The sequence below is a fragment of the Marinobacter sp. C1S70 genome (assembly GCF_000475355.1).
GTDB lineage: Bacteria > Pseudomonadota > Gammaproteobacteria > Pseudomonadales > Oleiphilaceae > Marinobacter > Marinobacter nauticus.
This window is the reverse complement of the sequence record NZ_AXBW01000011.1, coordinates 293,625-304,974: the sequence shown is the minus strand read 5'-3', so window position 1 is coordinate 304,974 and position 11,350 is coordinate 293,625. Positions and strand designations below refer to the sequence as shown.

At 54.0% G+C, this 11,350-nt stretch carries 10 protein-coding genes; 4 read left to right on the top strand and 6 right to left on the bottom strand.

All coding sequences use genetic code 11. The features are described 5' to 3' along the window. Positions 1–188: 188 nt before the first annotated feature. Both Q669_RS03505 and catB read right to left on the bottom strand, forming a co-directional pair. Positions 189–722: a hypothetical protein gene (locus Q669_RS03505; RefSeq protein WP_022991271.1), complete on the bottom strand. Its 534-nt coding sequence runs from the start codon at positions 720–722 to the stop codon at positions 189–191. Beyond that, the gene (gene catB / locus Q669_RS03500; RefSeq protein WP_022991270.1) at positions 719–1,354 is read right to left on the bottom strand and encodes a type B chloramphenicol O-acetyltransferase; all 636 of its coding nucleotides are present in this window, start codon (positions 1,352–1,354) and stop codon (positions 719–721) included. The genes Q669_RS03505 and catB overlap by 4 nt, the downstream gene beginning before the upstream one ends. A 606-nt stretch (positions 1,355–1,960) precedes the next feature. Here catB and Q669_RS03495 point away from each other — a divergent pair. Further along, complete coding sequence (locus Q669_RS03495; protein WP_022991269.1) at positions 1,961–2,572, top strand: hypothetical protein; 612 nt, start codon at positions 1,961–1,963, stop codon at positions 2,570–2,572. Positions 2,573–2,648: 76 nt separating this feature from the next. Beyond that, complete coding sequence (locus Q669_RS03490) at positions 2,649–3,707, top strand: hypothetical protein (RefSeq protein WP_022991268.1); 1,059 nt, start codon at positions 2,649–2,651, stop codon at positions 3,705–3,707. A gap of 545 nt (positions 3,708–4,252) precedes the next feature. Here Q669_RS03490 and Q669_RS03485 read toward each other — a convergent pair. Continuing rightward, a complete protein-coding gene (locus tag Q669_RS03485; protein WP_022991267.1) occupies positions 4,253–4,564 on the bottom strand; it encodes a MipA/OmpV family protein in 312 nt (103 codons plus the stop codon). Positions 4,565–4,625: 61 nt separating this feature from the next. Continuing rightward, positions 4,626–5,153: a hypothetical protein gene (locus Q669_RS03480; protein WP_022991266.1), complete on the bottom strand. Its 528-nt coding sequence runs from the start codon at positions 5,151–5,153 to the stop codon at positions 4,626–4,628. A 171-nt stretch (positions 5,154–5,324) separates the two neighbouring features. Between Q669_RS03480 and nhaD the strand changes: the two genes are divergently transcribed. After that, positions 5,325–6,578: a sodium:proton antiporter NhaD gene (nhaD, locus tag Q669_RS03475; protein WP_022991265.1), complete on the top strand. Its 1,254-nt coding sequence runs from the start codon at positions 5,325–5,327 to the stop codon at positions 6,576–6,578. Between the two features lie 49 nt (positions 6,579–6,627). On the opposite strand, the gene Q669_RS03470 is transcribed toward nhaD, so the two are convergent. After that, entirely contained in the window at positions 6,628–7,167 is a 540-nt protein-coding gene (locus tag Q669_RS03470; protein ID WP_022991264.1) for a porin family protein, read from the bottom strand. 251 nt (positions 7,168–7,418) lie between these two features. Between Q669_RS03470 and Q669_RS03465 the strand changes: the two genes are divergently transcribed. Continuing rightward, positions 7,419–8,837, top strand: coding sequence for a TrkH family potassium uptake protein (locus Q669_RS03465; RefSeq protein ID WP_022991263.1), 1,419 nt, complete (start codon positions 7,419–7,421; stop codon positions 8,835–8,837). Here the strand turns inward: Q669_RS03465 and glgP are convergent, their stop codons facing one another. Then, positions 8,838–11,342 carry an alpha-glucan family phosphorylase gene (gene glgP / locus Q669_RS03460; protein ID WP_022991262.1) on the bottom strand — a complete coding sequence of 835 codons (2,505 nt, stop codon included), beginning with the start codon at positions 11,340–11,342 and terminating at the stop codon, positions 8,838–8,840. Positions 11,343–11,350 lie beyond the last annotated feature (8 nt).

Genomic DNA, 11,350 nt, shown 5'->3' with positions numbered 1-11,350 from the left:
TGTGATGGCCGGACGCTTACCATCTACACGCCAAAGCGTTTTCTGAAAGCGTTAAGGCGGTGGCTATCGGGGGGCGCCGACTCGGATGGTGTTTCCGGGTTGACGATTGTGATCAGTGTATTTCTCAGCCTGCTGGTGTTGGTTTCATTCACCTGAAGAGCGGCAAGAGAAGGTGCTGAGAGGCCCGGTTATCGGGCACTCTCTTTACCGAGTGTTGGAGAGGCTGCCGGGACAAGCTCACCGCGCGCCCCGAAGGTGAAGGTGACCTCCAGTGGTTCGGCCGGGCAGCAGAGCGGGTCTTCAGCCGCATAGCTAAATCCGGACAGGACGAGGCCTTTTCCGGTTTCGCGAACGCCAGTGAACAGACGGTCACCTTTGCCCCCAACGTGACGAACAGAAAGCAAGCGGTAGGTCTTGACCGGCGACATACCAGCAATACTGTCGTTGATCGCGTACAAGGCAAGGTACTGATTGTTGGTTGCTCCGCCTCCCCAACCCCCCAGAGTCATGAGCACGGCCACACCGTTACTGTAACCGGGGCCACTCAGCGATGAGAGGGGGAGGTAAGAGGCACTTTCGGGAAAGAAAACCGCTCGCCCATCACTGAGTATGCTTCCTAGCATGCCGGCCTCCTCGGCAAGCTCGTCTTGCAGGGAGGCAGGGGCTGCTGCCAGAGCAAAGCCGCTCCAGAGCAGAAACAGCAGCACTAGAAGGGGATTCATGAACGGACGGACTCCTGCCAATAGTGATACAGATCCCGGATGTTACCAGAGCAGAGTAATGGCATCGCAGTCTGAATGTCGTCCAGCGGCCAGTCCCACCAGGCCATCTCCATAAGCCGCGCAATGTCTTCGTCGCAGAACCGCTGTTTAATAGTTTTCGCCGGGTTGCCGCCCACGATCGTGTAGGGTTCGACATCCCGGGTGATCAGCGCACGGCTTCCAATAACGGCGCCATGACCGATGGTGATACCGGGCATAATCATTGCCTCTGAGCCGATCCATACATCACTACCAATCACCGTGTCGCCAGCCCGCTGAAAGCCATCCAAGGCACCGGTGAAGGCGGCTTCATCTGCCATATAAAAGAACGGAAACGCGGAAACCCAGTCGTGCCGGTGGCCCTGGTTGCCCGCCATGATGAACGATGCACCGGAGCCGATGGAACAGAAACTGCCGATAACGAGCCGATCAACGTCATCACGATCAGGCATGAGATACCGGGCGCAATCGTCGAATGAATGGCCATGGTAATAACCGGAATAGTAACTGTATCGCCCGGCCCTGATGTTGGGGTTGGTCACCTGGCTTGCGAGAAACTCGCCTTTGAAGGGGCTCTCAAAATGGTTGGTCATGGGGTCTGGAAAGCTCCTGATTCCTTGTGTGTTTCCTGGCAGTGAGGGCTAGCCCATTCTGGTGAGTTTAGCGGGCCCAGGGCAAACAAAGTAGGGGGCTGCACTACTCACAGGTTCTATTTCGGAACAGGAACCCCTGGGTATGCTGGACGATCACACAAGGTGCTAAACTCGTCGTCCGACTTGGCGTTCGGATGAATATCGCTGGAACCGAAAGATTGGGAGCGCGTAACAGGCATGAGTAGTGGGGGGCTATTAAACAAAAGCGGACATTGCGCCGGAGGGTTCTCAGATGGCCTCGGGTGAGTTTGCCTGTTCTGCGTAGATCAACGACAAATGTCGAAAACCTTCGTCTATTTTCACCGCCTGGGCTTACAAGCCTGTGAAAGTTATGAAATAGTGGGTTTTATAAGATATGGGATAAGCAATCAGATTGTCCGCCCAAATTGGACATTTTGCGTTTATGCGCCATTAGCTAGTGGGTTTGTACTCTAAGATCATAAAATAGAAAGATAAAAAAGATGGGTGACACTCTGTTTCGTGCTGATAAGCGCTTGGGAGGATAGATGTCATTTGTCATGAATCAGCTGTTAGCTGTGAGGGAGCATGAATAGCCGCGAAATTGTTGTATACCTCAACGAGGCCGAGACCCAATGTCGTATGGCAATCGGTGCTGTGATAGCACTCAACAATGCAATGCAGGCAGACTCTAAAAGTGAGAACGGAACCCAGGACTGGGATAGGTTCAGATTTATACAGGGCGAAATCTTCCGGTCCCTACACAGCCTCCTCACGCATGCTAGCAATATTTCTCGAATCTTTTGGCCTCCAGTTGGGCGTGGGCAGAAAGCAGAAATTCGCGGTCGCCGAGGTGTGGTATTGCGGCAAAAAGTGGGGCTTCCTGACGAAGATCATCCGCTTCACAAAAGAACACTCAGAGACCACTTAGAGCATTTTGATGAGCGCATAGATCATTGGCGCGAAACCAGCATTCGAAAGAACTATGCGCAAGATCTCGTGGGGCCAAAGGGAATGATCGCAGGTTTTGAAGAGACGGATATGATGCGGTGGTACGATCCAGAGAGAAAGTGCTTTATGTTTCGTGGCGAGGAGTTCGACATTCAAGAGCTTGTCACGGCAATCGAAGCATTGCGCCCGATGCTTAGTCAGGTGATTGAAAGAGAGGAGTTGGAGGCTCGTCGTGGAGCTAGCAGCTAACAAAGTGGTCAACGGGACGCCTACTGCGCTGCGCTCCGTAGCCGCTCATTACCACCGGCGTTAAAACTAGGGAAATATGGATCCAGTTATTGACGATACGCGGCGGATAATCGCTACCCTCGCTAATCTTTTTCGGCGAGAAAAACTAGCCGCTGAATTCCAAGTTCTGTCTCAAGGTACCTGTTCTATTGAGGTGAGCGGTTATGACAACTGGGATGGAGGAACAACCATCTACGGCATCTATTGCCGCGTTCCTCTTGAGCTATATTCTAATATTGAGCTAGAGATAAAAGGCATCGAACAAAGCATAAAAAATAAGGCAGAAACTCTGTTTCGGTCTTACAGCCAATCTTGGATTGACGAAGTAGTTGTTTCGCCAGAATTAACTGAGGATATTCAAGGTAAAGCCTACAGAACTACTCACGAAGACCTCCTGAATAACCTTGAGCTTCAGAAAAGCTTGATGGTTTCTGTTTCAACCGGTGGGGCCAGGATTCAGAGTGTAAACACTGAGTATCAGGCAAGATATTCAGAAATCGCAGAAGGATTACGAGAGAGAAACCTAGACAACCCAAATCCTTTCTCTGATCTGTGGCAGTGGTACGGGAAATGGAGCGATGGGGCACTCCCCACCTATCAGTCTAGAAGAGAATATCTCGGAAAAATGTTCGATCCCCTGATCGAGACAGTTAAGGGGATGAAGTCGCAAATTATTAATCCTGTGTTCGATGATCCCACGGGTTGGGTCCGAGTGGATCGTAGTATGGGTGAGATAAAACTTCGATTGGCGCAGGCTACAACAGAAGAACAATATCAAGGTGTTGGGTTGCTCGCCCGCGAAACTCTGATTTCCGTAGCGCAGGCTGTTTACGATCCAGATCTGCATCCCAGCAAAGAAGATATTTCTCCATCCAAAACTGACGCAAAACGCATGATCGACGCCTATATATCCGCGATGATCCCTGGCAAGTCGAATGAAAACATACGGCGCCACGCTCGGGCGTCATTGGATTTAGCTAACGATTTGACGCATCGCCGCACTGCTGATTTTAGGCTGGCGGCCTTGTGCGCGGAAGCAACGAATGCCGTCGTTAATGTTTTAAGCGTAATCTCTGGACGACGGGATAGAGATTGAGAGTTTTAACAATACGCGCAAGGCGGACGACCCTGACGGGGGCCGTCGCTTCGCGTTGGGCGGTGGAACCACAATGATTAAGTGGCTGAAAGAGCGTATCCAACTTGGCAGTTGAAAAAGCCGGACTTCGTTATCGGTGGAACCGTATATTCGGCGCGACTACTACGTCTACTTTCATAAAACGGTCCGAGGGGGCATATTTTATGTAGGCAAGGGTGCTGGGGAGCGCGCGTGGTCCAGTGATCTTTTCCGGATAGCGATGCTTCCGGATCACACTCAAGAGGTGGGCGAACTGATCCGGCGTAAGCACACGTGCTTGACCGGTTTTGCTGATCGGATAAGTTCCTGGTAAGCCGCTCGGATGCGAGGAGAGAGCCCAAAGATAAAATCCGTAATAATGTAATTTGAACTGATATCCAACTGCGCATAATGTATATTATGTTAAATCATATGTTCTGATGCATAGTGTACGCACTTTATGGAAGCTGTCACTCCCACCTCTTCGGTACAGACGTTGAGCGCATCCCTGCGTGCGCCAGCCAAACCTAAAAAACATAAATGAAGCCAACGCCTATTTCCGCCTCATAATCATTTCGAGTGATTGGGCTGTCGGATACATCACTCCCGAACGCTTCGTACATAGCTTCTCCGAAGATCTGCCAGTTCTGGCCCAGGTAATTGCGGTAGCTGACATTAACCCCCGTTGATCTATACCCACTATCAACATCAGTTTCCGGCAGCCCCGAATCGATGGATTGTTGTGTGGTTACGCCAAAGTCCCGGTTTGCGAGTTTACTATCGTGGAAAGTCACGGCAGCACCCACTTCCCAGCCAGTACCATCAGCTTGGCACGCCAAACACGTTCCTGCGCCGATAATTCCGAGCGTGAAGACGGCCCGGTTTAATTCATTTTCGGCGTTACTGGTTTCCCTGGCGCTGATTCTGAAGCATTTGTTCCATCATCAACTGCATCTGGTCCATCCGTTGTTCCATGCGCTGCAGCCGCTGATCTTCGCTCATGGCCGGGTTACCTTGCCGCATTCCCTGTCCGCTGTTGCCAGGCCCCTGATTCTTCATCTGGCCCTGACCGGGGTTTCGGTTGCCCATGCCGGGGCCCTGGCCGTTCATTCCCATGCCTTGCCCCATCATTCCCGCGCCCTGGCCCATCATGCCTGGCCCCATTCCGGACTCTCGCATTATCTGCAGGTGTTCCTGCATGTGCTCCATATGTTCCTGCCGCAGGCGTTGGCGTTCTTCTCTGGTCGTCGCATTCTGCATCTGCTGCATGGTCTGGTTCATTCGATCCATGTTCTGCTGCATTTGCTGAATCCGTTCCTGGTTCATCATTCCTGCCTGACTGCCCTGCCCGGATCCACCCTGGGCAAAGGTAGCGAGTGGCAGCGAAATCAGGCTGGCACAGACCAGTGTTCTCAAACTGTGTTTCATGACTTTCTCTCCCCATTGTGACCTTTCCATCAATAACAGAAAGAGCGAATGCCCTTTTGATGTGCGTCAGATTTGAGTATAGCCAGTGCCCAGTAGTTTACTAACCTTGGAGGCTGCGACTAATGGGTTTAGAATCGCTGCCTTATCTCCCCCGGTGTTCAGGGTTCCAAAATGCCGATTCTTGAAGCTGTTCTGATTGCTGTTGCCATTTTGGCGCTGCTCGGCGTCATCTTTGAAGAAGTCATTCACGTCAACAAGGCGAAAACCACACTGTTCTTTGGTACGTTCAGCTGGGTTCTCCTGTTTCTGTTCAGTTCCGGTGTAGACGAAACCGCTGCAGTTTCCTCTGGCCTTTCGGAGAGCATTGCCGAGATCGCCGGGTTATGGCTGTTTCTGGTGGCGGCGATGACATTTGTGGCCTACCTGAACAAGAAAGGTATGATCGAAAACATGATCTACCTGATCATGCCTCGTCAGGTCACCGAGCGGCGATTACTGTTTCTGACCGGTCTGTTCTGCTTCGTATTTTCTTCCCTGGCCGATAACATCACAGCAACGCTGGTTTCGTGCTCTCTGATTCTCTCTTTAAACCTGGATCTTAAGAAGCGTTTGCAATTCATTGTTTTGGTTGTGTTTGCAGTGAACTCCGGCGGCGTTTCACTGATCACCGGCGATGTCACCACGCTGATGATCTTCCTGGCAGACAAAGTGGAAATCCTGACGCTGCTGACACTGGCCATTCCCGCTTCAATCACGGTGTTTTTGCTGGCCGTGCTTCTTTCTGGGGGTCTGTCCGGCACCGTTACCCTGAAAGCCAGTTCCAATGAAGTCCGAACCGTAGACGCGGTAATCGCGGGCCTGTTTCTGGTTACAATCATTGCCACCATTACTGGCAACGCGTTATTCAGTATTCCGCCAGTGCTGACCTTCCTTTTTGGTCTTTCCATCATGTTCCTGGTGTCCCGCTTCATGAGCGACGACTCGGATCTGGACCCGATTCTCGAATACATCCGGGTTATCGAGTTTGAAACCCTGCTGTTCTTCCTGGGGATCCTGCTTCTGGTGGGTATGCTAAAAGAAATTCATGCTCTGGATTCACTGGTGGCAATCTATGATGTCATGCCGCCGGTGTACGCCAACTATCTGATGGGCATTTTCTCCGCGGTCATCGATAACGTGCCTTTAACGGCCGCACTGCTGAAGTCCGGTATCGACATGAGCCCCGGGGAATGGATGGGGCTAACCTATGCCGTTGGCGTCGGTGGTTCGTTGCTGGTAATCGGTTCTGCGGCGGGAATTGTAGCCATGAGCAAAATTGAGGGGCTCACGTTTGTGGCTTACCTGAAGTACGCGCTACACCTTCTGGCCGCGTACACAGTGGGCTATGCCGGGGTGATTCTGCTTGGCTCTGTGATGAACGGCTAAAGTCGAAAGCCTGCGAGGTTCCGCCCCGCAGGCATTGGTTATCTCATCGTCAGAAGTTGACCTGAACGCCCAGGCCGATGCCATCTACGGTAATATCATCGTCATCGTAGTAACGCATGTATTCGAGGTTGCCTGACAGGTTCTTGGCGAACTTTACGTTCACGCCGGCACCGTACGAGAAATCGGAATCATCGTCTTCCACTGAGCCTGCCTCAGCTTCAATACGAGTGAAACCGAAAACAGCGTAGGGTGTTACCGGGCTCTCGTTCACCACGTTTACCGTGCCGTAACCACCGAAGAAGTTGTCGATTTTAACGTCAACGCCGGCAATCCGATCGTCATCCACACCAAAGCCCGCTCGGGCCTCAACACCGAAATAGTCCGTGGCCATAACGCCGACCTTGCCAGACAAGGTGCTGGTGTCGGCTTCTGCCAGGCCATCGAAATCGGTTTCCATGAAGGTGTAATTCAGGCCGGCGTAGAGCCCGCCAACACCGGATTTATACATATCCTGGGCAGAAGCAAGCCCAGTCAGGGCCAGCCCGGCAAAGGCAGTTGATGCAACAAGAACCTTTCTTGTGGTCTTCATAGTCTTTCTCCCTGTTCATACAGGCCTTCACGGCCTGACAGTAAACGTGCATCAGTCCGACGATTCCCGCCATAGGTGCGTTCCGTATTTACCCATTTTTTACGCCGATTTAATTCCGGGTTAATACTTCTGTCCGGGGCCTGTTTCCTTGCGGTTAAGCAAGCCCGCGGGTATGCTGACGCCGTCTTTTTGTCAGCTGGCTTGAGCGTGCCTTGAGAAACCTAGCCCCTGTCGTCTTCATTGTCAGCGTCATGTTTATACTTCTGAGTGTTTTCATGACGTTACCGGTACTGCTGTTGGCTGCCACCCCTTCCGGTGCACCCAATGCCATCGCGTTTGCCGAATCGGCGGCTATTGTTTGCGTGCTTGGTGTTCTGGGGCTGTTGCTGACCTACCGTGAACCCCGCGAACTGAAACCTCGCTATATGTTCGTGCTCACGGTCTCCAGTTGGTTTGTTATCGCCCTTCTATCTGCCCTTCCCTTTTACCTGAGCGATAATGACATCTCGGCGGCGGATGCGTTTTTTGAGGGCACTTCCGGCATCACCACCACGGGGGCTACGGTGTTCACCGGTCTGGACACGATGGACAAGGATCTGCTGCTCTGGCGCTCGATCCTTCAATGGCTGGGCGGTATCGGGATTATCGGCATGTTCGTTGCCGTGCTGCCTTTCCTGCGGGTAGGCGGGATGCGCCTGTTCGCTACCGAATCGTCTGAGTGGACGGAAAAGGCTCTGCCACGTATGAAGACTCTCAGCCGGGGCCTGCTGTTGGTGTATCTGGTGTTTTCCGTGGTTGCGGTTGTCACCTACTGGCTTTCTGGTATGACTCTGTTTGACGCGTTCAACCATGGTCTGACCAGCATTGCCACAGGCGGCTTTTCAACCTCAGACCTGTCCATGGGTAAGTTCAGCGACCTTATCCTGCTGGAAGCCACCTTTTTCATGATCATCGGCAGCCTGCCGTTCTTCCTGTTTGTGCGGGAAATGCACGGCCAGCACGGGGTTCTTTTTCGTGACCAGCAGGTTCGTCTGTTCCTGGGGATTCTGTTCGCGGTGCCGGCCATGCTCACGCTCTATCGCTGGTGGGTCTCCCCGGTACCCTTCGATCCGATTCACAATTACGCAGCCACGCTTTTTAATGTGACGTCCGTTGTTACGACCACGGGCTATGCGTCTGAAGATTATTCCGCCTGGGGGCCTCTGGCCTTTGTGGTGTTTTTCTTTCTCATGTTTGTGGGTGGCTGCTCCGGCTCAACCGCCGGTGGCATGAAAATCTTCCGGTTCCAGCTATCGCTGATCATTCTGAGAGAGCAGCTAATGCGGCTGTTGCATCCACGGGCCGTATTTACCCGTAACTACAACGGCCGGGCCGTCAGCGACGAAATCATCTCCTCGATGATTGCCTATACCTTTATCTTCCTGTTATGTCTGCTGGTGATCACCGTGTTGCTGGCATCCCTTCAGCTCGACTTTGTCACTGCCCTTTCGGGCGCCCTCACCTCACTGACCAACGTTGGTCCTGGCCTTGGCGATATCATTGGCCCCGCCGGGAACTTCTCGCCGCTGCCCGACGCTGCCAAGTGGATTCTGTCAGTGGGCATGCTGATGGGGCGTCTGGAAATCCTGAGCGTGGTGATCGTGCTCTCACCGGGCTTCTGGCGCGGCTGATCAGCGTAGCCAGAGAATGTGAGCGTCTTCCAGGGGCAGGTTTAGCCTGGGTTCATGAATGCGGATGCGTGGAGTGAAATGCTCTAGCGGGCGTGGTGGCACCGTGCAGTAATATCGGTACGTCTGTTCGGCTTCCTGTAGTGGCCCGCTGAACGCCATAGACTGCACCAGGCGTGGGCCGGAGTTTGAGGATTCTGCCACCAACTCTACGGCGACCAGTTCCGGGCTCAGGCCATCCAGATACACATCCAGATCGAAACGCAGTTTTTGGCCTTCCTCCCGGGCGTCCATTGCGCCAAACCTCAGGCGTGGCCAGTGTCGGGCTATGGTTTCTTTCACTGAAACTAGTTCGTCAGCACCTACTGCACTGCGCTCCGCGCCTTGGGCCACCATGGGCAGGTAGAAATCCGTGACATATTCCCGCACCATGCGGTTGGCCGAGTATCGTGCAGTTAATTCGTTCATGCTGGCCCGGATTCTCGCCAGCCAGTTGGCCGGTAAACCCTGTTCATTACGCAGGTAGAACTCAGGCACAACCTGATTCTCCAGCAACTGATAGAGTTCTTCGGCATCCGCCTCATCGTGTTTATCCGTCTGGCTCAACTCCTCGAAGGTGGCTCCCGGCCGAATGGCCCAGCCCAGCTCAGGCTGCCAGGCTTCTGCCCACCAGCCATCATACTGGGACAGGTTCAAACCACCATTTACCAGCACCTTCATGCCACTGGTACCACAGGCTTCCCAGGGGTGGCGCGGGCAATTCAGCCAAACATCCACGCCCTGAATCAGTTCGCTGGCCACCGCCATGTCGTAGTCTTCAATGAATACCACGCGCCCCTCTACTTCCGGCAGGCGGGTGAACTGCTTCCAGCGTTTGATGATGTCCTTGCCTTCGTTGTCGTGGGGGTGGGCCTTCCCCGCCAATACAATCTGCAGGGGCCGGTCCCGATTGCTGAGGAGTCGGATCAGTCGTTCCGGATCTGTCAGCAGCAAATCCGGGCGCTTGTAATCGGTAAAGCGGCGGGCAAAACCTAGCGTCAGAGACTCAGTATCCAGAAGCAGACCACACGCCGCTTCCTCGCTGTTGCCGTAGTTGTGCTCACAATGCTGGCTCTGCAGTCGCGCTCGCAGGTAATACACCAATCGATGTCGCTGGTTTCTGCGCATCTGCCAGAGATCATGGTCAGTAGTCTCTTTCAGCGGGCAAAGGTCCGTCATAGGCTGTCGCCAGCGGTCCTGGCCACAGGCCGACGTCCATAATTCGTCCGCCTCCGGAGAATCCCAGCTGGGGGTATGCACGCCGTTGGTAACGTATTCTGCTGGCACATCGGCCGCCGGCCAGCGCCCGAACCAGGGCTGGAAAATGGATTGGGTGACCTGTTTGTGAATCTGGCTGACACCGTTAAAACGCCCGCTCATACCCAGCGCAAGCCCCGACATGTTCAAATCGCTTGAACCACCATTGGCAACGGTCAGTATGGTCTCCAGCGGCTGGCCGATTTCCTGCAACCAGGGCTCCAGGTACAATCGGGCAAGTTTCGCCGGGAACCGGTCAAAACCAGCAGCTACTGAAGTGTGGGTGGTAAAAAGGTTGGTGGCTCTGGTTGCCAGCCGCGCCACTTCAAAACTGGTCTCATTCTGCTGTTGCCAGTGCACCGCGCGCTCAACCAACGCCAATGCGCTGTGGCCTTCGTTAATGTGGCACAAAGCAGGTTTGCGCCCCAATTGTGCCAACAAGCGCCAGCCGCCAATTCCAAGCACCATTTCCTGTTGCAGGCGTTTTTCCGGATCGCCGCTGTAGAGCTCGCTGGTAATACCCCGGTCGCCGGGCTCATTCCGGGGGTCATTACTGTCGAGCAGCAACAATTCACAGCGCCCCACCTGTCCTTTCCAGGCCCTCAGGCGAACCGTACGGCCGGGAAAAGGTACGTTTACCCTTGCCCACTCTCCGTTGCTGTCCCGTAACGGAGTAACCGGGAGCATGGTCGGATCGTTATAGGGGTGAAACTCAAGCTGTTCCCCCTCAGCGTTCAGGGCCTGCCGGAAATAGCCCTGCTGGTAGAGCAAGCCCACGGCTGTGACCGGCACACCCAGATCGCTGGAAGCCTTCAGGAAATCCCCGGCCAGAACGCCCAGGCCGCCGCTGTATAACGGCAGGGATTCCGACACCCCATACTCCATGCAGAACCAGGCGACGCCAGTGGCCAGCTGGTTTCCGCAGTTTTCAGAATACCAGGTCGGGCACTGGTTGAAGGCCTCATGGCGATTCAGTTGTTGCTGGTACCGGGTCAGGAATTCCGGGTCTTCGGCCAGCTGTTGCAGCCGCTCTGCCGAAGCACTGTTCAGCACCAGCCAGGCGTTGTGGGTTGCCTCCCAGATCTCTTCATCCAGCTGTCGCCACAACTGATCACATCCGTGGTGCCAGCTCCACTGCAGATCCAGTGCAATCGCCATCAGCCCAGACAACTGTGCTGGCAGGGCCCTCATGGTATACGCGGCCAGAGTCATGGGGCTTC